Source organism: Bacillus sp. FSL W8-0770 (assembly GCF_038008705.1).
Taxonomy (GTDB): domain Bacteria; phylum Bacillota; class Bacilli; order Bacillales; family Bacillaceae_G; genus Bacillus_A; species Bacillus_A cereus.
This window is the reverse complement of record NZ_JBBOZR010000001.1, coordinates 4,855,766-4,879,896: the sequence shown is the minus strand read 5'-3', so window position 1 is coordinate 4,879,896 and position 24,131 is coordinate 4,855,766. Positions and strand designations below refer to the sequence as shown.

Genomic DNA, 24,131 nt, shown 5'->3' with positions numbered 1-24,131 from the left:
TTGTATGTAAAAAATCGTACATAAATAAACGATTTTTTACATGATCGTTTCGAAAGAAAGTATCGACAAATGGACAGACTAATCCCCTGCTAGTTTTCATCATTTTTGTTCACTATTTGTGATGGATGAAATAAATAAGAGAATTAGAACTTCATTGGTCAAAGTACCTTCCTTTCATAATATTACTTTTATTGTATGCGCATACAAAAGGGTTTGTCAAACTAATTTCTATTTACTATTTTTGAATTTATTATTATACAATTGTGCTTTTGCCAGCGCCTCAGCATCGTTTTTAATTTCATCCAGTCCATTCGCATTCCCAATAACATAACCTTCAAATGAAGAGCCAACAAAATCAAAGATATATTGGAATTGAGCAATAAGCGGTAATGCTTTTAGCTTTGGGTTGTCCCCGCCAACGATGACAACGTACATTTTTTTGCCTTTCATTTTTTCTTTGAAATGAAGGGATGTATCGCGCAAGCTTTGTGACCAGCGATCAACAAAGTTTTTCATATGTCCACTCATTCCATACCAATATAATGGTGTAGCAAAGATAATTGTGTCGTGCTCTAGCATGCGGTTGGTTAACTGCTTATAGTCATCATTTACAGGTTGGAATCCTGCTGCATCATGACGTTGGTCTGTAATAGGATAGACGGTATGATCACGCAAATAAATTTGTTCTGTTTCAATGCCCTCTATCATCATATGTGTTAAAGCTTCTGTATTTCCGTTTTGTCTTGAACTGCCATGTATAACAAACATGTAATCATCCCTTTTCTTTTGCTTGTTTTAGGAGTGAAACGTGTTTTTGCAAATTTGTTTGGATGTTGGAAAGCAATGAGATTTGCTTTGTTACTTCATTGAGTTTATCTTCGTAAAGTGTAAGGATACTGCTGCACGGATTGTCGTACAGGTGCGGTTCAATTTCAAGGCAGCGCAGCATCCTTGCCGTCTCTTCTAAATTTAAGCCAATTTGTAAGTACATTTGAATAAGCTCCACTTTTTCGATGGCAATTTCATCAAAATCACGGTAGCCATTTGCAAGGCGTTTCGAAGGGAGTAATCCCTTTTCTTCGTAATGTCTTAGTGATCTTTCACTAACGCCAGTTTCTTTTGATAATTCTCCAATTCGCAATGTATTTCACTCCTTTTACATGTATTGTAAACCTTCACACTAATGTGAAGGTCAACTCTGTTTTTTTGCAAAAGAATGTACATGATTTAAGAACACTTGAATGGCTTTAGATGGAATGAAATATTTACCGCGCACGATGGAGAATGGACGGATTAGTTGTTCATTGGGAACTTCGACGTGGAATAGTTCTTTTGCCAATAGCTCTTTCCGTACAGTCCAATCAGAAAGGATAGCGATGCCAAGCCCGGCACTAACAGCTTCCTTTACGCTTTGTATACTACTGAATGTAAAGAATCGTTTCATTTTTAAATGGTGTTGATGAATAAAGCGGTCACTATAAGCGCGTGTACCAGAACCACTTTCTCTTAATACCCATACTTGATCTTGGAGTGTACTTTCATTTATTTCATTTGTGCGGAGCAATGGATGATTTGGCGGGACGACGAGCTTCATTTCATCTTGCATAAATGTTTCAACATCTACGTCGGCGTATACGACTTGTCCTTCCACTAGGCCGATATCAATTTGATTAGAGCGAAGGCTTTGCAAAACGTCTTCTGTATTTGAGATGAAAGTATGAACTTCGACGTGTGGATTTTCATTCGCATAGTTAGCCAGTATTTTTGGAAGTAAGTATTCGCCAATTGTAAAACTAGCACCAATGCGAAGTGTTCCTGTTACAACGTTATGTAGTTCATTAATTTCTTGTTTAGCATCTTCGTAAAGAGAGAGCATTTGCTTTGCATGTATATATAATATGTTTCCAGCTTCAGTAACTTGGACGTGCTTCGGGGAGCGTTGAATAAGTGTAGTGCCAAATTCGTTTTCTAAGTTGCGTATATGCATACTTACTCCAGGCTGTGAAAGGTTTAATAATTCTGCTGCACGGGAGAAGTGTTTCTGTTCAACGACAGTAACAAAAATTTTTAAAATGTCTACGTTCATATAATGGGCTCCTTTCTTTTTCTATTATCTTATCATAAGTATTTCTAATGATAGAGATTTGGTATTGGTATTAAACTTATTATAGAAACTCTCTTATAATGTAAGTAGAAAGAACATGCATGTTCCAATACGATTATTGGAGTGGTTCAAAATGGAACAAACACTTGTTATACAAAAGAAGAAGCGTTTTGGATTTTCGCAAGGAATTGGGATTACATTATTAATCGCAATTGCCGCGAAATATTTAGCAGAGCTTCCATTTTTAAATATTATGGGACAATTAGTAATTGCTATTCTAATTGGGATGGTTTGGCGTGCGGCAATTGGAGTCCCTCAAGATGCGATTGCAGGGACGAACTTTGCGAGTAAGAAGTTGCTGCGCTTTGGAATCATCTTACTTGGAATGCGATTAAATCTTGTTGATATTGCGAAGGCAGGGCCGAAAGTATTGGTCATCGCAGCGGTTGTTATTACATTTACGATTTTCGTTGTATATGGACTAACGAAAGTATTTAAGGTAGAAAAGAAACTTGGGATTTTAACAGCATGTGGTACAGCAATTTGCGGGGCGGCAGCGGTCGTGGCAATTGCGCCGCAAGTGAAAGCAAAAGATGATGAAACGGCAGTTGGGGCTGCAATTATTGCTATTTTAGGTACGATATTTACGCTTATTTATACGTTATTATATCCAGTGCTTGGCCTATCTCCATATGGTTACGGTGTATTCTCAGGGGCCACGCTGCATGAAATTGCTCATGTTATCGCAGCCGCGGCGCCAGGAGGAAGTACGGCTATAGACATCGCAGTTATCGTGAAGCTAACGCGCGTTGCAATGCTCGTACCAGTAGCAATTTTAATTGGATTATGGTTTGGAAAGAGTGAAGGAAGCAAGGAAAAAAGATCGTGGCGCGACCTTCCAATTCCATGGTTCATTTTCGGATTTTTAGCGATGAGTGCCGTGCATTCGCTCGGGATTATTCCAGAAGTTGTTGCGGGATACATTGTTGTCATTGCTTATATGCTAATCGCAATGGCGATGGCAGGACTTGGTTTAAATGTAGAGTTTAAAACGTTCCGTAAGTTAGGAAGCAAAGCGTTCGTGGCGGGGCTGATTGGCTCGGTTTGCTTATCGGTTCTTGGATACGTTCTTGTATATGCGCTAGGATTTATGTAGTAGAGGAGAAAGCTGTTCCCGAAGGTATTTGGGGACAGCTTTTTCTTATGATTATAGTAGCGCTACGGATGTCGATATATTTGAAAAATCGCCGATATAAATGAAGTTGCGCTGATATATTTGGGAAATCGCCGATATAATTTAAGTTGCGCTGATATATTTAAAAAATCGCTGATATAAATTGAATTACTCTTGTACTTCGTTAGAGTAGATGTTTAATGAAACATTTTTCTAAAATTTGTAAAGATATCTTTACTTATAACTGGAAAATATTTATAATTTAAGTAAAGATATCTTTACTTTTGAAGGTGGAGCCTATGGGTGTAAAAAATAAAATAAAAGAGTTAAGAAAGCAAAATCATATAACGCAAGTTGAAATGGCAAAGGCGATGCAGGTGACGCGGCAGACGATAGTGGCGATTGAAAACCATCATTACAATCCGAGTCTAGAGTTATCTTTAAAAATCGCCAAGTATTTTGGAGTGAAGGTGGAGGAAATATTTACGCTGGAGTAAGGAGAAAGAAAATAAATGATAAGCTTGAGAGATTTCAATTAGAGTAAACGTTTAAATATATAAGGATTGGTTTTGATTTATTAATTAGCATCGCATCAACGAGCGTGTTAGCAACAAGGAATAATAGATAGAAAAAGGGGAACTGGGATGGGATTACCGGTGTTATGTGTCGCTACAGCTATATTTTCGCTTCTTTGGGGAATGCAAAACTTTTCTCGTAATCCAGTACCGAGTATTTGTATTATGCTTGGCACTGTAGGTTTATCATATTATTTATTAGTGTCAGCTCATTATCATAAAACAGCAACGAGTGTTGTCGTTGGAGCACTTATTTTATTTTGTGGGCGCGCTGTACAAAAAGGATTACTTCCGTAAAAGCTGTTTATACGAAGAGTATAAACAGCTTTTTGTATTTTTTTAACAAAAGTATTGAAAGTGACGTTACGTCATCTTTTATAATGAAGGGGAAGAGGTGATGGTAGTGATTTCAATACGACGATTGACGAAAGAAACAGGGGTAACAGTACGTACATTACGTTATTATGATCAAATAGATTTATTAAAGCCGAGCGGGAAAACAGAAGGCGGTCATCGTTTATATAGTGAAGCTGACGTAATACGTCTCCAACAAATTTTATTTTTAAAGGAAATGGGATTTTCATTAAAAGAAGCTGCGAATATGTTAGTAAAAGGTGAGCTGGATTTAAAAAATTCGCTTGAAAAACAACTTCGGTTTGTACAGGAAGAACAAAAGAAATTTAATCGAATGGAGCGTGTTTTACAAGCAGTTGTTTATTCGGTAGATGTAGAGGGAGAACTTGATTGGAAAGTTATGTTTGAACTTATTCAGCTTTCAAAACAGTCTCCTCGTATACGTGAAATATTTCAAAATGAAGTATTTTCAAAGGAAGAACAAAAATTGCTTCAGAATTTGCCAAATATGAGTGAGGAAGATCCGAATGTTTTAGAATGGGTAGATTTATTAAAGCAATTTCGCACTTTTATGAAAGATTGTAAAGAAACTGCAAATGATGAGGTACAACGGGCAACGAAGAGATTAATGCAGAAGTGTTTAGAAATGGCCAATGGTGATGAAGCATTTTTAGATAAGTTATGGGAAGTTAGAAAATCGAAGGAAGATTCACAGAAAATGAGCATGTATCCAATTGAAGAAGAACTTTTAGTATATATGGATGAGGCTTTTCGTATTTATGATGAAAGGGAGAAGGATAAATGAGTATACTTGCAGAATATCGTTGGTATTTTTTAATTGGGGCAGAAATTGTATTTTGGTTATCAGCTATCGGTTTCTTTTTACTTCGCTACGGATTCCGTTTGAAAAGAGCAAGCTTTATTATGGGGATTGTACTACTCATAAATGAAGTGTTTATTTTAACTTTAGGGGTAGTGGACTATTATCAAACAGGAAAGTTCTCTAACTTTCAGATTATTACTGTAATCATTTTATTGTATGCAGTTTTCTACGGGAAAAAGGATTTAAAGAAGCTTGATATATTTGTACAAAAATCAGTTGCGAAATGGCGTAATGAACCGGCGCCTATTATTGAAGAACAGGTAGAATTAACAGGTATGGCCTATGCAAAGCAGGAAATAAAAAATTGGGTATTACATCTTGTTTTATTCGTTGGTGTGCACATATTCTTTTTCTTCGCGTATGGATTTATTCCATTTGAACAATGGGGTAATTGGTTAGAATCGGGAATCGTTTTAAATAAAGCTGCAAGTCGCGTGAGTCAAGTGTGGGCGATTATATTTTTAGTTGATACAGCGATTTCATTTTCATATGTGATTTTTCCGAAGAAGGAGAAAGGAAAAGAAAAGCTACTTTCATAATTGAAAATAGCTTTTCTGGTATACAAATAATTTTTATAGGAGAGGATGACAATAGGAAAAAGAACCAGTTTTATAAGTCTATTTCTCTTTAGTTTAGTAGCATGTTCACCATCTAGCACTACAATTGATAAGAAGAATGATGTCATTGTAAAGGGAGCAGGAATTCTCAATCTAGATAAATTTGAAAAGTTCGTTTTGAATGTCGAGCAAAGGGAAGTTGATAAAATAAGAATTGTACAGTATACCCTTGAAGGGGATCCGATTTTTCAAACGTTAGAGTATAGTGGGAACGATATATTTTATGTGTCAGATAATAGAAAAGACAAATTTGCTGGGAAGGATAAAGGGTTATATAAAGATAGTTGTAAAAGTATTATTAAAGAGCAGCGCGAATCAGAAAGTACTTATCGGCTAATAGATTGTATGAATGAAGCTGGGCGCAATGGATATGACTTAGTATATGTACCTAAAAAATAGAACTAGTAGAGGAAGGAGGTATTTACTCCTTCCTTTTTTTATGTGTATATTGTCGAAAACTTTACCGAATATCTGTTCGTTTTTTTAGGTTTTTTATAGGTATTCGTGGTAAAATAATAATACAGATTTTTATGAGGAGGTCGGATTTTCTTGGAACGTCAATTTGAAATTGTCTCAGCGTATTCCCCGCAAGGTGATCAGCCGGTAGCTATAGAGAAGCTTGTAGAGGGAATTAATAGTGGAAAGAAAAAGCAAGTGTTGCTTGGAGCGACAGGAACGGGTAAGACATTTACGATTTCAAATGTCATTAAAGAAGTGCAAAAGCCAACACTTGTTATGGCTCATAATAAAACGTTAGCAGGGCAGTTGTATAGTGAGTTGAAAGACTTTTTCCCGAATAATGCAGTTGAATATTTTGTTAGTTACTACGATTATTATCAGCCAGAAGCGTATGTACCACAAACAGATACGTTTATTGAAAAAGATGCGCAGATTAATGATGAAATTGATAAATTGCGTCACTCGGCAACGTCTGCATTATTTGAACGGGACGATGTAATTATCGTTGCGAGTGTTTCGTGTATATATGGCTTAGGTTCTCCAGAAGAATACCGCGAGCTAGTTGTTTCGCTTCGAGTTGGTATGGAAAAAGACCGTAATCAATTGCTTCGTGAACTTGTTGATGTACAGTATGGACGTAATGATATTGATTTCAAGCGTGGTACATTCCGTGTACGCGGAGATGTAGTTGAAATCTTCCCGGCATCACTTGATGAGCATTGTATTCGAATTGAGTTTTTCGGTGATGAAATCGATCGTATTCGTGAAGTAAATGCGTTAACAGGTGAAGTATTAGCAGAACGTGATCATGTAGCAATCTTCCCAGCATCTCACTTCGTTACACGTGAAGAGAAAATGAAGGTCGCTATTGAAAATATCGAAAAAGAATTAGAAGAACGTTTAAAGGAGTTAAATGATAACGGTAAGTTGTTAGAAGCGCAGCGTATAGAGCAACGTACACGTTATGATTTAGAAATGATGCGCGAGATGGGCTTTTGTTCAGGTATTGAAAACTACTCCCGTCATTTAACACTTCGTCCAGCGGGGGCAACGCCGTATACGTTATTAGACTATTTCCCGAAAGATTTCTTAATCGTTATGGATGAGTCGCACGTATCAGTACCGCAAGTAAGAGCGATGTATAACGGTGACCAAGCACGTAAACAAGTGCTTGTGGATCATGGATTCCGTCTGCCATCAGCTTTAGATAATAGACCGCTCATGTTTGATGAGTTTGAGGAGAAAACGAATCAAGTTATTTACGTTTCAGCAACGCCAGGACCGTACGAGTTAGAGCAGTCACCAGAAGTAATAGAACAAATTATTCGTCCAACAGGGCTTTTAGATCCACCAATTGATATACGACCAATTGAAGGGCAAATTGACGATTTATTAGGAGAAATTCAAGATCGCATTGCAAAAAATGAACGTGTATTAATTACGACTTTAACGAAGAAAATGTCAGAGGATTTAACGGACTACTTAAAAGATGTAGGAATTAAAGTTAACTATCTTCACTCTGAAATTAAAACGTTAGAACGTATTGAAATTATCCGTGATCTTCGCCTCGGTAAATTTGATGTACTTGTCGGTATTAACTTATTGCGAGAAGGATTAGATATTCCGGAAGTATCACTTGTAGCTATTTTAGATGCTGATAAGGAAGGATTTTTGCGTTCAGAACGTTCATTAATTCAAACAATCGGTCGTGCCGCGCGTAATGAAAACGGCCGCGTTATTATGTATGCAGATCGTATAACGAAATCTATGGGGATTGCGATTGAAGAAACGAAGCGTCGTCGTAGTATACAAGAAGCTTACAATGAAGAGCATGGTATTACACCGAAAACGATTCAAAAAGGCGTTCGTGATGTTATCCGTGCAACGACAGCAGCTGAAGAAACAGAAACATATGAAGCAGCACCAGCTAAGAAGATGACGAAAAAAGAGCGTGAAAAAACAATTGCGAAGATGGAAGCAGAGATGAAAGAAGCAGCAAAAGCGTTAGACTTCGAGCGTGCAGCTGAACTAAGAGATTTACTATTAGAATTAAAAGCGGAAGGGTGAAAAGAGTGAGTAAGAGCAAGGATTTTATCGTTGTAAAAGGTGCTAGAGCACATAACTTAAAAAATATTGATGTAACCATTCCGAGAAATCAGCTTGTCGTTGTAACGGGATTGTCTGGTTCGGGGAAATCATCATTAGCATTTGATACGATTTATGCAGAAGGGCAGCGCAGATACGTAGAATCATTATCTGCGTATGCGCGCCAGTTTTTAGGACAAATGGATAAGCCGGATGTGGACACGATTGAAGGATTGTCACCAGCGATTTCAATCGATCAAAAAACGACGAGTCGTAATCCACGTTCAACTGTCGGAACGGTAACGGAGATTTATGATTATTTACGTTTATTATTTGCGCGAATTGGTACGCCAATTTGTCCAAATCATGGGATTGAAATTACATCACAAACAGTAGAGCAGATGGTAGACCGTGTTCTTGAATATCCTGAACGTACGAAATTACAAGTGTTAGCTCCTATCGTGTCTGGGCGTAAAGGTGCACATGTGAAAGTACTTGAAGATATTAAGAAGGAAGGATATGTTCGTGTACGTGTTGATGGTGAAATGCTTGATGTATCTGAGGATATTACGTTAGATAAAAATAAGAAGCATTCCATTGAAGTTGTAATTGACCGTATTGTTGTAAAAGAAGGAATCGCAAGCCGTCTTGCTGATTCACTTGAAAGTGCATTAAAGCTTGGCGGAGGCCGAGTGTTAATTGATGTAATGGGAGAAGAGGAACTTCTATTTAGTGAACATCATGCTTGTCCGCATTGTGGTTTTTCAATCGGAGAATTAGAGCCGCGTATGTTCTCATTCAACAGTCCGTTCGGAGCATGTCCTTCTTGTGATGGACTTGGTTCAAAGCTAGAGGTAGATTTAGAGCTTGTTATCCCGAACTGGGATTTATCATTAAATGAACATGCAATTGCACCTTGGGAACCGACAAGCTCACAATATTACCCGCAACTTTTACAATCTGTATGTAATCATTATGGCGTTGATATGGATGTGCCTGTGAAAAATATACCGAAAGATTTATTTGATAAAGTGTTATACGGAAGCGGTGAAGAGAAGGTTTATTTCCGCTATGTAAATGAATTTGGTCAAGTAAAGGAAAATGAGATTTTATTTGAAGGTGTTATTCCAAATATTGAACGTCGTTATCGTGAAACGAGCTCCGATTACATTCGTGAGCAAATGGAAAAATATATGGCAGAACAAGCTTGTCCGAAGTGTAAAGGTGGACGCTTAAAGCCTGAGAGCTTAGCTGTATTTGTTGGCAATAAAACGATTGCTGACGTAACGAAGTATTCAGTTCAAGAAGTACAAGAATTCTTCTCGAATGTAGAGCTAACGGAGAAGCAACAAAAAATAGCTCATTTAATTTTAAGAGAAATTCAGGAGCGCGTTGGGTTCTTAGTGAACGTTGGTTTAGATTATTTAACGTTAAGTCGTGCCGCAGGAACTTTATCAGGTGGTGAGGCGCAGCGTATTCGTTTAGCGACGCAAATTGGTTCTCGTCTAACTGGCGTACTTTATATTCTTGATGAACCTTCAATTGGTTTACACCAGCGTGATAACGATCGTCTTATTCGTACATTGCAAGAAATGCGCGATTTAGGTAATACGTTAATTGTTGTTGAACATGATGAAGATACGATGATGGCTGCTGACTATTTACTTGATATAGGGCCTGGTGCAGGTATTCACGGTGGACAAGTCGTATCAGCAGGTACACCGGCTGAAGTGATGCAAGATGATAATTCATTAACAGGGAAGTATTTAAGCGGTAAAGAGTTTATTCCTGTTCCACTTGAAAGACGTAAAGGTGACGGAAGGAAAGTGGAAATTGTCGGCGCAAAAGAGAATAACTTAAAGAATGCGAAGATGTCATTCCCGCTTGGTACGTTTGTAGCGGTAACAGGGGTATCTGGTTCTGGTAAAAGTACGATGATTAATGAAGTACTATATAAATCGCTAGCTCAAAAGTTATATAAAGCGAAAGCGAAGCCAGGTACTCATAAAGAGATTAAAGGTCTTGAACATTTAGATAAGGTAATTGATATTGATCAATCACCAATCGGTCGTACACCACGTTCTAATCCAGCGACGTATACAGGTGTATTCGATGATATTCGTGATGTGTTTGCACAAACGAATGAAGCGAAAGTGCGCGGATATCAAAAAGGACGTTTCAGCTTTAACGTAAAAGGTGGCCGTTGTGAAGCGTGCCGTGGTGATGGAATTATTAAAATCGAAATGCATTTCCTACCAGATGTGTATGTTCCGTGTGAAGTTTGTCACGGTAAACGATATAATCGTGAAACGTTAGAAGTGAAATATAAAGATAAGAATATTTCTGAAGTGTTAGGGATGACAATTGAAGATGGAGTAGAGTTCTTCGCTAATATCCCAAAAATTAAGCGTAAACTTCAAACGCTTGTAGACGTTGGGCTTGGTTATATGAAATTAGGGCAACCAGCTACGACGTTATCTGGTGGTGAAGCACAACGTGTAAAATTAGCTTCTGAATTACACCGTCGTTCTACAGGACGTACGTTATACATTTTAGATGAACCAACGACTGGTTTGCATGCGCATGATATTGCACGTCTTCTAGAAGTGTTGCAACGTCTTGTTGAGAGCGGTGAGACGGTACTTGTAATTGAACATAATTTAGATGTAATTAAAACGGCTGATTATATCGTTGACCTTGGACCAGAGGGTGGAGATAAAGGTGGACAAATCGTTGCTTCCGGAACGCCAGAGCAAGTAGTGAAAGAAGAGCGTTCATATACAGGTAAATATTTAAAAGAGATTTTAAATCGTGATAAAGCAAGAATGAAAGAGAAGATAAAAGAAGTAGAGTTATCTCAATAAGTGTATTACGAAAAACCGAGTGGAAATGGCACTCGGTTTTTCGTTCATAGGGGGAGAAAATGGAATTTGTAGATGTTTTAAGAAAGAAAAATATGAAGGTAAGAGAGTTTCAAAATTGGGGTGTATATTTTCGGAAGCGCTGGGAGGATAACTTTGCAAATCATTTAAGTGATGAAGAAAAAGAAGACATTTTTCTTTATGGAGATAAGTATGGATGTGGGTATCTTTGGCACATATTTAGTTATGAGAAAAAGAAGTGTTTAGAGGGTAAAGAAGCAAAGAACGCGTTTCATAATGAAGTGAAAAAGGATTGCTACATTTTCTACCAACACTGTGATGAGGTACTGTTAATAAAGGATGCGAGTTTGTTACATATGGATGATATATTGTGTGAGAGGGACGATATGTATAAGGGTGACATCTATATTGTAGATAAGGAGTTCACTTGGACTTTTGTAAAAACTCATGAACATAGATGGTGCGGCCCTTATTTTACTAAGAAATGTTAGTAGGTATACAAGCATGAAAGATAGAATAAGTTGATATAAGTGTTCGTATCATACTTGCGTTTCTTATCTATTAGCGTATGATGAAATATATATGTTTAAAAGGATGTGTAACGAAATGAGATGGATTGTATCACTTCTTGTAAATAGCGTTGTGTTAATCGCTGTATCGGGACTTTTAAAAGGGATTGCACCAGATGCATTTTACGTAGCAAATATACAAACTGCAATTATTGCGAGTATTATATTGGCGGTTTTAAATGTGTTCGTAAAGCCATTTTTAATTTTAATTACGCTACCAATTACTGTTGTAACTTTCGGCTTCTTCTTAATTGTTATTAATGCGATTACGTTAAAAATAGCAGATTCATTATTAGGAGATGCTTTTAATATATCAGGATTTGGTGTAGCGATTGTTGCGGCAATTTGTATTTCAATTTTTAATATGATAATTGAAAAGGCAATTGTTGAGCCTCTATATGAAAAAAAGAGAAAGTGACAAAAAGAAAAACATTTCATTATTCGTATGAAATGTTTTTTTCTATTTATTAGAAACCGTATTTCTTGTTTTCAGAAAAAAATGGTACAATATCCGATAGAATGGAATTTTACATCAAACGAGACTGAACCCGCAGCGGAGTGGAGGTTTATACATATGCCGAAAGTAAGGACAAAAGATTTAATTGAACAATTTCAATTGGAGTTAATCAGTGGTGAAGAAGGTATTCATCGTCCAATTGATACAAGTGATTTATCACGACCTGGAATTGAAATGGCAGGGTTTTTTACATATTATCCAGCAGATCGTGTGCAGCTTCTTGGTAAAACGGAGCTTACTTTCTTTGACACGTTAACGTCAGAGCAAAAACAAGAGAGAATGAAAGCGCTTTGTACTGAGGAGACGCCATGTATTATTGTAACTCGTAATCAAGATGTACCAGATGAGTTATTACAAGCATCACGTGAATCAGGTATGCCTTTATTACGTTCTTCTCAAACGACAACGAGATTATCAAGTCGTTTAACAAACTATTTAGAAGGTAAGTTAGCACCAACAACAGCTGTGCATGGTGTGTTAGTAGATATTTACGGCGTTGGTGTTTTAATTACAGGTCAAAGTGGTGTTGGTAAAAGTGAGACAGCTCTTGAGCTTGTAAAGCGTGGTCACCGTCTTGTTGCGGATGATAGTGTGGAAATTCGTCAAGAAGATGAAGACATGTTAGTCGGAAGTTCACCAGATTTAATCGAGCATTTATTAGAAATTCGTGGTCTAGGTATTATTAACGTTATGACGTTATTCGGTGCAGGGGCTGTACGAAATTATAAGCGTATTACACTTGTTATTAATCTTGAAATTTGGGATCAAAAGAAAAATTACGATCGCTTAGGTCTTGATGAAGAGAAGATGAAAATTATTGATACAGAGCTTACGAAGATTACACTTCCAGTTCGTCCTGGTCGAAACTTGGCTGTTATTATTGAAGTAGCAGCGATGAACTTCCGTTTAAAACGTATGGGAGTCAATGCAGCACAGCAGTTCTCTGAACGATTAATGAGTGCAATTGAGTTAGGAAATCAGGAGTAAACTTTGGAGAGGGAGGTCATATACATATGCTGTTAGCTTCTGTACCACAGCTTGACCGTGTAGCTATCCAACTTGGGCCGTTTCCTGTGTATTGGTACGGGATTATTATCGGTACAGGTGTGCTATTAGGTCTTTGGCTGGCAACTCGCGAGGGAGAAAGGCTAGGTATTCCAAAAGATACATTTGTTGACCTTGTATTAATTGCAGTACCGATCGCTATTCTTTTTGCGAGAATGTACTATGTTATTTTTGAATGGGAATATTACGCACAAAATCCGAGTCAAATTATTAATATTCGTCAAGGTGGTTTGGCGATTCATGGTGGTTTAATCGGGGCTGTTATTACAGGTGTTCTTTTTGCGAAACGACGCGGGGTTTCCTTCTGGAAGTTGGCAGATATTGCTGCACCAAGTATTTTACTAGGACAAGCAATTGGCCGATGGGGAAACTTTATGAACCAAGAGGCGCATGGTGATGAAGTAACGAGACAGTTTTTAGAAGGTCTTCATTTACCAGATTTCATTATTAATCAAATGTATATTGAGGGTGTGTACTATCATCCGACGTTTTTATATGAATCATTATGGAATTTTGCAGGCGTAATTTTACTACTTGCATTAAGAAAAGTGAATTTACGTCGCGGGGAGTTATTCTTCACATATTTAATTTGGTATTCAGTAGGACGCTTCTTCGTAGAAGGCTTACGTACAGATAGTTTAATGCTAGGACCACTTCGTATTGCACAAGTAATGTCAATTGGACTTGTTGTTATTTCTATTATTTTCATTATTGTGAGACGAAAAATGGGGCAAGCTGATAAAAGATATTTAGAAAATTAGAGACAAGTAGCATCTTATTATAAGATGCTGCTTCTTTCATATTCAGGAAGGCGAAAGGACTAAGGCGATGAGAATAAATACCGTGTTATTTGATTTAGATGGAACTTTAATTAATACAAATGAACTTATTATTTCTTCGTTTTTACATACTTTAAATACATATTATCCAAATCAATATAAGCGTGAAGATGTGTTGCCATTTATCGGTCCATCTTTGCATGATACTTTCAGCAAGATTGATGAAAGTAAGGTTGAAGAGATGATTACTAGCTATCGCAAATTTAACCATGATCATCATGATGAATTAGTAGAAGAATATGAAACTGTATATGAAACAGTTCGAGAGTTGAAGAAGCAAGGTTATAAAGTTGGTATTGTTACAACGAAAGCGAGACAAACCGTTGAGATGGGATTACAGTTGTCAAAGCTTGATGAATTTTTTGATGTTGTCGTGACAATTGATGATGTAGAGCATGTGAAACCACATCCGGAGCCACTTCAAAAAGCGCTTGAATTATTAGATGCAAAACCAGAAGAGGCATTGATGGTTGGGGATAATCATCATGATATTGTCGGTGGTCAAAATGCGGGGACGAAAACAGCTGCGGTTTCATGGACGTTGAAAGGTAGAGCGTATTTGGAGGCTTACAAGCCGGACTTTATGCTAGATAAAATGAGTGATTTGTTACCGATTTTGTCTAATATGAACCGTTCATAAAGGTCCAAGTAAGTTAGTAGAGGAGCGAGCTAAGTGCGACGGACAACGCGCTATCCTGTTTCAGGAGAAAATTCGTTATGGAATGTGTATAAAACAGTGTCTTTTTGGAAGGTAATGAAAAACTTTATTATTATCCAAATTGCGCGTTACACGCCATTTTTATCCGTAAAAAATTGGTTGTACCGCACTTTTTTACGGATGAAAGTAGGAAAGAAAACATCATTTGCGCTTATGGTAATGCCGGATATTATGTTCCCAGAAAAGATAACTGTGGGAGAGAATTCGATTATTGGCTATAACACAACGCTTTTAGCACATGAATATTTAATTCGTGAATATCGACTTGGCGAAATCGTCATTGGAAATGAAGTAATGATTGGAGCGAATGTAACAATATTACCAGGTGTGAAAATTGGAGACGGTGCGACTGTCTCAGCTGGCACACTTGTTCATAGAGATGTACCGAGCGGTGCTTTCGTAGGTGGAAATCCAATGCGTATTATTTATACGAAAGAGCAAATGACCGCAAGAGAAGGTTCATGGTGAAAATGTAACATTTCTCCTCTTTTTTTATGAATAAAAAGGAAATAATTGAGTATAATATACTGTTTTGTTTTTTACGGAATCGTTTATACTTATAGATAGAAGAATGTGTGAACGAAGAAAACAAAAAACTGGAGGATATATGGGGAAAAATCAAAGGATATATAAGGAGAACGGACAAGTTATCTCTTTTAGTCAATTAGCGGACTTCTTTTATAAAAAAGGGATGAGAGCTTACAAAGGACAAAAATTGCAAGATGCAATTAAATATTTTCGAAGAGCGGCACAAAGTGAGAAGGAGCCGTTTATTTTATGTCAATTAGCATCAGTATTATCTGAGGCTGGTGAATATCAAGAATCGAATCAAATCTTCTTAAAGTTAGTTAGATCTAATCCAGAACTTGAACAGTGCTATTATTTTATTGCAAATAATTATGCATATATGGGGTTATTTCAACAGGCGAAGAAATATGCAGATCGTTATTTAGAAGTTGCAAAAGAGAAGGAATTCGTAGAAGATACGTTAGAACTTCTTGAGATTATGGAAGAAGAAGCAATGGGTGCGGAAGAGATTGAAGATGAAGATGATTTAATTGTTATGCAGGAAGAAGCGAATCGCTATATTCGTAATGGACAATTGGAAGAAGCAATTGCTACATTAGAAATTGTTACGAAAGATTATCCGGAATTTTGGTCAGGTCATAATAATTTAGCCATTGCACATTTTCAATCTGGTAATGTAGACAAAGCACTGAAGTTAACAGAAATGATTTTAGAGAAAAATCCTGGCAATATACATGCGCTTTGTAATACGCTTATTTTTCTATATTCAATTGGAGAGCATAAACAAGTAGAGGCATTAGCGGGACAGCTAGTTTCGGTATATCCGATTTCATTTGAACATCGTTTGAAACTGGGAACTACACTCGCAACAATTGGTTATTTCGAGCATGCATATAAGTGGTTCAAACTATTAAAGCGTCAAGGATATGAGGGAGACGTTAGTTTTTATTATTGGTTTGCATATTCTGCGTATATGGTGAAAGACCAGCAACTAGCTGAAAAAATGTGGCAATATGTCGTGGAATTACATCCTGATAAAAAGGGAAAAGAACCGTGGAATGCGCTGAATTTAGCAGATGAAGGGCAAAATGTGTTATTTGAAGAATTACGAAAATCATTTCAGCAAAGTGCGACGCTAGAAGAACAAATGCTAGCTTTATATTTAATGAATGAATTGTCAACGCCGGAGAAGGTTGGATTCTTCTTTGATATAACGCAAGCGAAGAACGGTGTTCCCATCGTATCGCAACTTGCAAAGTACTTCTTTTTACTTAATAGTCATAAGAGTATTCCAGCTGATTTACAGCAATTTGAGCAGTGCGCGAGAATTGCGGATGCATTATACAATTATACGAAAAAAGATGATGAATTAATTGAAGAGTGTTTACACTTTTGGTTTTGTACGTTCATACGTTTATATACATCTGGAGACATATTTACAAATGTGTACGGCTGGTCAGCTGCGATTGAATACATTGTACGCGGCGAACAAGGAAATAAAATGACACAGTCGGAGCTTGGAGATGTATATAATGTATCTGTAGCGACTGTCCGAAAGTATGTGCAAGCTGTTAAGCGTACGCACACATAAGATAAGCAAATCATTGGGAAAAAAATGATGCTAACAGTATAATGAGGGTAACTTAATTGTGTAGGAATGGATAGGAGTGAATAGTGTGTCAGAAGAAAAAATTTATGATGTCGTTATTATTGGTGCAGGACCAGCTGGTATGACAGCTGCAGTATATACATCTCGTGCAAATTTAAGCACATTAATGCTTGAGCGTGGTATTCCAGGTGGCCAAATGGCAAACACGGAAGAAGTAGAAAACTACCCAGGTTATGAGTCTATTTTAGGACCAGATTTATCAAATAAAATGTTTGAGCATGCGAAGAAATTTGGTGCTGAATATGCATACGGTGATGTGAAAGAAGTCATCGATGGTAAAGAATACAAAACAATTATTGCTGGTAAAAAAGAATATAAAGCACGTGCAATTATCGTTGCAAGCGGTGCAGAGTATAAAAAAATTGGTGTACCGGGTGAAACAGAACTTGGCGGCCGCGGTGTATCATATTGTGCAGTATGTGACGGAGCATTCTTTAAAGGAAAAGAGCTTATCGTAATTGGTGGCGGAGATTCTGCTGTTGAAGAGGGTGTGTTCTTAACACGCTTCGCATCAAAAGTAACGATCGTTCACCGTCGTGACACGCTTCGTGCACAGAAAATTTTACAAGACCGTGCTTTCCAAAACGAAAAAGTAGATTTCATTTGGAATCACACTATAAAAGAAATCAACGAAGCAAGTGGTAAAGTAGGAAGTGTAACACTTGTGGACGTAAATAGTGGAGAAGAGAAAGAAGTCAAAACTGACGGCGTATTCGTATACATCGGTATGTTACCTTTATCAAAACCATTTGTTGAACTAGGTATTACAAATGAAAATGGTTACCTTGAAACGAACGAGCGTATGGAAACGAAAATTCCTGGTATTTTTGCAGCTGGTGATGTTCGTGAAAAAATGCTTCGTCAAATTGTAACTGCAACAGGTGACGGTAGTATTGCAGCGCAAAGTGCACAACATTATGTAGAAGAATTATTAGAGGAATTAAAAACTGTATCAGAAAAATAAGGGATAATATACCTTTTGAGAAGAAAGCTACCGACAGGAGCTTTCTTCTTTTTTTGTGTGAAAATGTCAAAGTTTTGTCAAAAAATATAAGGATTATAAGCTTTCTTATTGATATACTGGACTTTACGGAAAAAATCACTATAAGAAATGAGGAATTTATTCAGTATGGAATGGCGTAATATATATCGTGGATTTTGTATGGGCGTTAGTGATTTAATTCCTGGTGTGAGCGGCGGTACAATCGCTGTTGTGTTAGGGATTTATGAACAATTGCTTGCGGCAATTAGTGGATTCTTTAGTCGTGAATGGAAAAAACATTTAGGATTTTTAATTCCCCTTGCAGCTGGTGTGGCAGCTGCATTTTTAACGTTAAGTCACGTTATTAAATATTTACTTGCAAATCATTATGAACCGACTCAATTTTTCTTCCTCGGTTTAATTATTAGTATATTACCGATGTTAATGAAGGAAGCTGATGCAAAGTCATCGTTTAAAGGTAAGCACATCGTTTTATTAATAGTTGCAGCAATTCTTGTTGCGATTACAGCTTTCTTTAAACCAGATAAGGCAGCAGATCCAATTACGACTTTAACAATTTTAAATGCAATTGGTTTATTTTTCGCAGGATGGATGGCTAGTATGGCCATGCTGCTTCCTGGGATTAGTGGATCGTTTATTTTATTAATTATTGGTGTGTATCCAACAGCAATTAACGCTTTAACTACACTTAATTTACCTTTAATCGTGGTTATCGGTGCTGGTGTTATGGTCGGATTTGTTGTAAGTAGTAAAGGCATTAGTTTTTTATTAGATCGTTATAAAAGTATGACATTTGCGGCAATTATTGGACTTGTAATCGGTTCGATTGTAATTGTATTCCCTGGGATTCCGACTGGTGGATTTACAATTATAAGTTCAATCATTACCTTTATTTTAGGATTTGCGATTGTTACTTATTTCGGTAAGAAATAAGGGCTTTAATCCCCTTGGCGATAAAAATCGTTAAGGGGATTTTTCATGCTATTCATTAAAAGTCTAAGCATTTACATTGCTTGTTATAGAAAGCTTTTTTAAAATTGCTGAGTAGCATATGCTTAGCGAAAGAGGACTGGCTCCTTCGTTGTAGCAAACTGTTTTTGATAGTATAATGAAAGAAGTATGCAGTGAGGAATTTTACTGCAAGTAGCTGAGGTGAAGAAACATGCAAAGAGTGACAAACTGTGTGTTAATTAGAGATAATGAAGTACTCTTACTCCAAAAACCTCGCCGGAATTGGTGGGTTGCACCAGGCGGGAAAATGGAGCGTGGTGAGACTGTAAGAGATTCCGTTGTTCGCGAATATCGCGAAGAAACAGGTATTTATTTGAAAAACCCAGCGTTAAAGGGGGTCTTCACCTTTGTCATCCAAGAAGGTGATAAAGTTGTTTCTGAATGGATGATGTTCTCCTTTTTAGCGACAGATTTTGCAGGAGAAAACAAACTAGAGAGCGAAGAAGGCATCATTGGTTGGCATACATTTGATAAAATTGATGATTTAGCAATGGCGCCAGGAGATTATCACATTATTGATTATTTAATTAAAGGAAATGGCATAATCTACGGTACATTTGTATATACCCCAGATTTTGAGTTGCTTTCATATCGATTAGATCCGAGTTAAACCGTCAAGGAGAGGATACGATGACAGAGAATAATGATATAAAAATGGTAATTATTACAGGGATGTCTGGAGCTGGAAAAACAGTAGCTTTACAAAGTTTTGAAGATTTAGGATATTTTTGTGTAGATAATTTACCACCGATGTTATTGCCAAAGTTTATTGAGCTTATGGCGGATTCAAAAGGGAAAATGAATAAAGTGGCACTTGGTATTGATTTACGTGGCCGCGAGTTTTTCGAACATTTATGGGGAGCACTTGATGATTTATCAGAACGTACATGGATTATTCCTCATATTTTATTTTTAGATGCGAAAGATAGTACGCTTGTAACTCGTTATAAAGAAACGAGACGTTCGCATCCACTTGCACCAACTGGTTTGCCGTTAAAGGGAATCGAAGCAGAGCGCAATTTATTAACAGATATGAAAGCACGAGCGAATATTGTGCTTGATACATCGGATTTAAAACCGAAAGAATTACGTGAAAAAATTGTTCACTTGTTCTCAACAGAAACTGAGCAAGCATTTCGTGTAAATGTTATGTCATTTGGATTTAAGTACGGTATTCCAATTGATGCAGATTTAGTATTTGATGTTCGTTTTTTACCAAATCCATATTACATTCCACACATGAAGCCATTAACAGGACTAGATGAAGAAGTTTCTTCGTATGTACTGAAATTTAATGAGACACATAAGTTTTTAGAGAAGTTGACGGATCTGATTACTTTCATGCTGCCTCATTATAAAAGAGAAGGCAAAAGTCAACTTGTAATTGCAATTGGATGTACAGGTGGACAGCATCGTTCTGTTACGCTTACAGAATACCTTGGGAAACATTTGAAACCAGAGTATAGTGTTCATGTATCTCATCGTGATGTGGAGAAGAGAAAGGGCCATTAAGGGATGAAAAAAGAGAGAAAACCTAAAATTGTCATCATGGGAGGCGGAACTGGACTCTCAGTTTTATTAAGAGGATTAAAGCAATATCCTGTTGATATTACAGCAGTTGTTACAATCGCTGATGATGGTGGCAGTTCGGGTCGATTACGTGATGAGCTAGAAATTCCACCTCCAGGTGACATCCGTAACGTACTTGTTGCGTTATCGGATGTAGAGCCACTGGTGGAAGCTTTATTTCAGCACCGTTTCACAACAGGAGACGGACTGAAAGGTCATGCGTTAGGAAATCTATTATTGGCAGGTATGACCTCGATTACAGGAGACTTTTTCCATGCAATTACAGAAACAAGTAAAGTATTAAATGTCAGAGGACGTGTATTACCAGCAGCGAATCAAAGTGCGGTACTTCATGCGGAACTTGAAGATGGGGAAATTGTAACAGGTGAATCAAAGATTCCTTATTACGGAAAGAAGATTAATCGTGTCTTTTTAACTCCAGAAGATGTAGAGCCATTGCATGAAACATTGGCTGAGATTAAACGAGCTGATTTACTTGTTTTCGGTCCTGGCAGTTTGTATACGAGTATATTGCCCAATTTAGTTGTTAACAAAATTGGAGACGCTGTTCTTGCTGCAAAGGCGAAGAAGGTATATGTATGTAACGTTATGACACAAGCGGGTGAAACGATGGGATATACTGCTTTTGATCATGTGCAGGCGTTACACGATCATTTAGGGCAACCATTTATCAATACTGCAATTGTAAATAACCGTGAGATTCCTTGTGAATTACGTAAGTTATATGATGAAGAAATGTCTACACCAGTTGTAGTGGATGAAGAACGTTTTGTTGAAAATAATATTGATGTTATTCAAGAGGGATTAGCGAAGTATGATGATCATGTTGTAAGGCATGATACGTTAAAGTTAGCTTCCATTTTATATTCATTGTTATAAATATGCGTTGCCTCGTTTGAGGTAGCGCTCCTCATTCATATAGGACAAGAATTTTGTTCCGCAATAATCGTATAAGGAGGTGTTGACTGTGTCATTTGCATCAGAAACAAAGAAAGAGTTGACGAATCTTGAGATGAAGGAATGCTGTGAGAAAGCAGAATTATCAGCGTTACTTCGAATGAACGGGTCGCTTTCTTTTTCAAACCGTCGTCTATCTATCGATATTCAAACGGAAAATGCGGCAATTGCAAGAAGGATTTATACGCTTTTGAAAAAAGGATATGATGTGACGGTAGAATTGCTTGTTCGTAAAAAAATGCGCTTGAAGAAAAATAATGTATATATTGTGCGGCTTGTTGAGAAGTCTCGTGAAATATTAGCTGATCTTCATATCGTTCGAGATGACTTTTCATTTATTCGAAATATATCACAAGAATTGATTGAGAAGAAGTGTTGTAAACGATCGTACTTACGCGGCGCATTTTTAGCAGGTGGTTCAGTAAATAACCCAGAAACATCATCTTATCATTTAGAGATCTTTTCGTTATATAAGGAACATAATGATGCTATATGTGAACTGATGAACGGATTTGATTTAAATAGTAAGACGTTGGAAAGAAGAAAAGGGTACATTACGTATTTGAAAGAAGCAGAAAAAATTACAGAGTTTTTAAATATTATAGGTGCTCATAATGCACTTTTAAGATTTGAAGATATTCGAATCGTACGTGATATGCGTAATTCTGTAAATCGTTTAGTGAACTGCGAAACAGCTAATTTAAATAAAACAATTGGTGCAGCACTAAGGCAGATTGAAAATATTCGTTACATTGATGAGACAGTTGGTCTTGATATATTGCCGGATAAACTACAAGAGATTGCACAATTACGAAGAGATTATCAAGATGTAACATTGAAAGAGTTAGGTGAGATGGTATCCGGGGGGAAGATTAGTAAGTCGGGTATTAATCATCGTTTGCGTAAAATCGATGAAATTGCAGAGAAATTACGCGCGGGGGAAACGGTAGCAAAAAAATAAGAGGTTAAAGGGGAAATGGAGCTGTGGTTCAAAAACGAGTTCAGGTTTCATTAAAAAACGGTTTACAAGCACGTCCGGCTGCGTTGTTTGTACAAGAGGCAAATCGCTTTCATGCAGATATCTTCATCGAGAAAGATGGAAAGACAGTAAATGCAAAGAGCATAATGGGGATTATGAGCTTAGCAATTGGAACTGGAAGCATGATAACAATTACAACAGAAGGTTCAGATGCAGAAGAGGCTTTAGAAGCATTAGCTGCATATGTACAATAAAAAGCTATCGCGTATATGCGATAGCTTTTTTGTTTTGTTGTCTGTGCGAATTAGCGGGGAGGGGTATTTAAGGAGAATGTGCTTGTCGAGGATTGTCGGTAAGTCGATAAGTGGTGTCGAAACGTCGATATATTAAAATAATCGCCGATATAATCGGAGTTACGGTCGATATATTTGAAAAATCGCTGATATATTTAGGTGAATACCAGGGTGGGTATCCGGACGGAGGTGCATGATAATAAAAAAGCGCCCTGTAATAGGGCGCTTTTTTATGTATCTAGCTTCAGCGGCTAGAATCTCCGGTTGTTTCGCCCCTTCATTCGAGGCAAAAAGCGCCTCGGAATCAGGTGCTCCATCGCCCTGCGATTCTGGCCGAGCCGCTTCCGCTTTTAGTTATATCCAGCTCCAGCGGCTAGAATCTCCGGTCGCTTCGCCCCTTCATTCGAGGCAAAAAGCGCCTCGGAATCAGGTGCTCCATCGCCCTTTGATTCTAAACGAGCCGCTTTCGCTTTAAATTAATTAACGATTTGTAAAGATTTTATCGATTAAACCGTATTCTAAAGCTTTTTCTGCTGTCATGAAGTTGTCGCGGTCTGTGTCGCGTTGTAGTACTTCAAGTGGTTGACCAGTGCGGTCAGCAAGAATTTGGTTTAGTTTTTCACGTAAGAATAGGATACGTTTTGCAGCGATTTCGATTTCAGTCGCTTGACCTTGTGCTCCTCCAAGTGGTTGGTGAATCATTACTTCACTGTTTGGAAGTGCATAACGTTTTCCTTTTTCACCTGCTGCAAGTAAGAATGCACCCATAGATGCTGCCATACCGATACAGATTGTTGATACTTGTGGCTTAATAAACTGCATTGTATCATAGATTGCCATACCTGCTGTGATAGAACCACCAGGGCTGTTGATGTAGATGTGAATATCTTTTTCTGGATCTTGAGATTCCAAGAATAAAAGCTGGGAAACGATTGAGTTAGCTACGTTGTCATCAATTGCACTACCAAGCATAATGATGCGGTCTTTTAATAGTCGAGAGTAAATATCGTAAGCGCGTTCTCCACGATTTGTTTGTTCAATTACTGTAGGAATTAAATTCATCTGTTATTTCCTCCTTATAAAGCTTTCTTAGTCTTATAATACAATTATGGTCAATAAAGGTCAAACGAAACCACTTTAAATCAAAAAAATATGTAGTTGTACCATGAAATATTCGCTATGTTTTCGAAATTCCCTGCTTATGTATCTTCAACATCATAACCGAATTACATAAATTTAAACGTTATGAAAACTGGAGAA

The 24,131-nt window shown here is 37.3% G+C and carries 26 protein-coding genes; 22 read left to right on the top strand and 4 right to left on the bottom strand.

What is annotated here, in order from left to right; all coding sequences use genetic code 11:
- Positions 1–228 precede the first annotated feature (228 nt).
- Genes NST27_RS25270 through NST27_RS25260 form a run of 3 tightly spaced genes read right to left on the bottom strand, consistent with a single transcriptional unit; the run spans position 229 to position 2,086 of the window.
- Complete coding sequence (locus NST27_RS25270) at positions 229–768, bottom strand: flavodoxin family protein (RefSeq protein WP_047387201.1); 540 nt, start codon at positions 766–768, stop codon at positions 229–231.
- Between the two features lie 4 nt (positions 769–772).
- Positions 773–1,141, bottom strand: coding sequence for a MerR family transcriptional regulator (locus NST27_RS25265; protein WP_047387198.1), 369 nt, complete (start codon positions 1,139–1,141; stop codon positions 773–775).
- Positions 1,142–1,192: 51 nt separating this feature from the next.
- Positions 1,193–2,086: a LysR family transcriptional regulator gene (locus NST27_RS25260; RefSeq protein ID WP_001099988.1), complete on the bottom strand. Its 894-nt coding sequence runs from the start codon at positions 2,084–2,086 to the stop codon at positions 1,193–1,195.
- A 151-nt stretch (positions 2,087–2,237) separates the two neighbouring features.
- Between NST27_RS25260 and NST27_RS25255 the strand changes: the two genes are divergently transcribed.
- From NST27_RS25255 to NST27_RS25150, 22 genes are all read left to right on the top strand, one after another.
- Positions 2,238–3,260: a YeiH family protein gene (locus tag NST27_RS25255; protein WP_000438437.1), complete on the top strand. Its 1,023-nt coding sequence runs from the start codon at positions 2,238–2,240 to the stop codon at positions 3,258–3,260.
- Positions 3,261–3,577: 317 nt separating this feature from the next.
- On the top strand, positions 3,578–3,775 hold the full coding sequence (locus NST27_RS25250) for a helix-turn-helix transcriptional regulator (RefSeq protein WP_000538364.1): 198 nt from the start codon (positions 3,578–3,580) through the stop codon (positions 3,773–3,775).
- 147 nt (positions 3,776–3,922) lie between these two features.
- Positions 3,923–4,150: a hypothetical protein gene (locus tag NST27_RS25245; RefSeq protein ID WP_047387195.1), complete on the top strand. Its 228-nt coding sequence runs from the start codon at positions 3,923–3,925 to the stop codon at positions 4,148–4,150.
- 100 nt (positions 4,151–4,250) lie between these two features.
- Entirely contained in the window at positions 4,251–5,012 is a 762-nt protein-coding gene (locus NST27_RS25240) for a MerR family transcriptional regulator (protein ID WP_047387192.1), read from the top strand.
- Positions 5,009–5,629: a hypothetical protein gene (locus NST27_RS25235; protein ID WP_000025223.1), complete on the top strand. Its 621-nt coding sequence runs from the start codon at positions 5,009–5,011 to the stop codon at positions 5,627–5,629. Before NST27_RS25240 ends, NST27_RS25235 begins: the two co-directional genes overlap by 4 nt.
- Before the next feature lie 45 nt (positions 5,630–5,674).
- Positions 5,675–6,106: a DUF4362 domain-containing protein gene (locus NST27_RS25230; protein ID WP_047387188.1), complete on the top strand. Its 432-nt coding sequence runs from the start codon at positions 5,675–5,677 to the stop codon at positions 6,104–6,106.
- Positions 6,107–6,256: 150 nt separating this feature from the next.
- Positions 6,257–8,233, top strand: a complete 1,977-nt coding sequence (uvrB, locus tag NST27_RS25225; protein ID WP_000441053.1) for an excinuclease ABC subunit B — start codon at positions 6,257–6,259, stop codon at positions 8,231–8,233.
- 5 nt (positions 8,234–8,238) lie between these two features.
- Positions 8,239–11,115 carry an excinuclease ABC subunit UvrA gene (uvrA, locus tag NST27_RS25220; protein ID WP_000045558.1) on the top strand — a complete coding sequence of 959 codons (2,877 nt, stop codon included), beginning with the start codon at positions 8,239–8,241 and terminating at the stop codon, positions 11,113–11,115.
- 59 nt (positions 11,116–11,174) lie between these two features.
- Positions 11,175–11,624 carry a DUF4275 family protein gene (locus NST27_RS25215; RefSeq protein WP_000397422.1) on the top strand — a complete coding sequence of 150 codons (450 nt, stop codon included), beginning with the start codon at positions 11,175–11,177 and terminating at the stop codon, positions 11,622–11,624.
- 115 nt (positions 11,625–11,739) lie between these two features.
- Positions 11,740–12,120: a phage holin family protein gene (locus NST27_RS25210; protein ID WP_001267308.1), complete on the top strand. Its 381-nt coding sequence runs from the start codon at positions 11,740–11,742 to the stop codon at positions 12,118–12,120.
- Between the two features lie 156 nt (positions 12,121–12,276).
- Positions 12,277–13,206 (top strand): HPr(Ser) kinase/phosphatase, encoded by a 930-nt coding sequence (gene hprK / locus NST27_RS25205; protein WP_001127250.1) that lies wholly within the window; start codon positions 12,277–12,279, stop codon positions 13,204–13,206.
- Positions 13,207–13,232: 26 nt separating this feature from the next.
- Positions 13,233–14,045 carry a prolipoprotein diacylglyceryl transferase gene (gene lgt, locus NST27_RS25200; RefSeq protein ID WP_000922850.1) on the top strand — a complete coding sequence of 271 codons (813 nt, stop codon included), beginning with the start codon at positions 13,233–13,235 and terminating at the stop codon, positions 14,043–14,045.
- A 67-nt stretch (positions 14,046–14,112) separates the two neighbouring features.
- Complete coding sequence (ppaX, locus tag NST27_RS25195; protein WP_002097946.1) at positions 14,113–14,763, top strand: pyrophosphatase PpaX; 651 nt, start codon at positions 14,113–14,115, stop codon at positions 14,761–14,763.
- 33 nt (positions 14,764–14,796) lie between these two features.
- Positions 14,797–15,309, top strand: a complete 513-nt coding sequence (locus tag NST27_RS25190; protein ID WP_001255070.1) for an acyltransferase — start codon at positions 14,797–14,799, stop codon at positions 15,307–15,309.
- Between the two features lie 139 nt (positions 15,310–15,448).
- Positions 15,449–16,960: a tetratricopeptide repeat protein gene (locus NST27_RS25185; protein ID WP_047387182.1), complete on the top strand. Its 1,512-nt coding sequence runs from the start codon at positions 15,449–15,451 to the stop codon at positions 16,958–16,960.
- 85 nt (positions 16,961–17,045) lie between these two features.
- Positions 17,046–18,002, top strand: coding sequence for a thioredoxin-disulfide reductase (gene trxB / locus NST27_RS25180; RefSeq protein ID WP_016110952.1), 957 nt, complete (start codon positions 17,046–17,048; stop codon positions 18,000–18,002).
- A 165-nt stretch (positions 18,003–18,167) separates the two neighbouring features.
- Positions 18,168–18,974 carry a DUF368 domain-containing protein gene (locus tag NST27_RS25175; protein ID WP_047387176.1) on the top strand — a complete coding sequence of 269 codons (807 nt, stop codon included), beginning with the start codon at positions 18,168–18,170 and terminating at the stop codon, positions 18,972–18,974.
- A gap of 229 nt (positions 18,975–19,203) precedes the next feature.
- Entirely contained in the window at positions 19,204–19,662 is a 459-nt protein-coding gene (locus NST27_RS25170; protein ID WP_001190080.1) for an NUDIX hydrolase, read from the top strand.
- Positions 19,663–19,682: 20 nt separating this feature from the next.
- Positions 19,683–20,564 carry an RNase adapter RapZ gene (gene rapZ, locus NST27_RS25165; RefSeq protein WP_000138459.1) on the top strand — a complete coding sequence of 294 codons (882 nt, stop codon included), beginning with the start codon at positions 19,683–19,685 and terminating at the stop codon, positions 20,562–20,564.
- 3 nt (positions 20,565–20,567) lie between these two features.
- Positions 20,568–21,521, top strand: a complete 954-nt coding sequence (locus NST27_RS25160; protein ID WP_000712186.1) for a gluconeogenesis factor YvcK family protein — start codon at positions 20,568–20,570, stop codon at positions 21,519–21,521.
- An 88-nt stretch (positions 21,522–21,609) separates the two neighbouring features.
- Entirely contained in the window at positions 21,610–22,560 is a 951-nt protein-coding gene (gene whiA, locus NST27_RS25155) for a DNA-binding protein WhiA (RefSeq protein WP_000006560.1), read from the top strand.
- A gap of 23 nt (positions 22,561–22,583) precedes the next feature.
- Positions 22,584–22,832 (top strand): HPr family phosphocarrier protein, encoded by a 249-nt coding sequence (locus NST27_RS25150; RefSeq protein WP_000250307.1) that lies wholly within the window; start codon positions 22,584–22,586, stop codon positions 22,830–22,832.
- A 519-nt stretch (positions 22,833–23,351) separates the two neighbouring features.
- On the opposite strand, the gene clpP is transcribed toward NST27_RS25150, so the two are convergent.
- A complete protein-coding gene (gene clpP, locus NST27_RS25145; protein ID WP_001049162.1) occupies positions 23,352–23,933 on the bottom strand; it encodes an ATP-dependent Clp endopeptidase proteolytic subunit ClpP in 582 nt (193 codons plus the stop codon).
- Between the last annotated feature and the right edge of the window lie 198 nt (positions 23,934–24,131).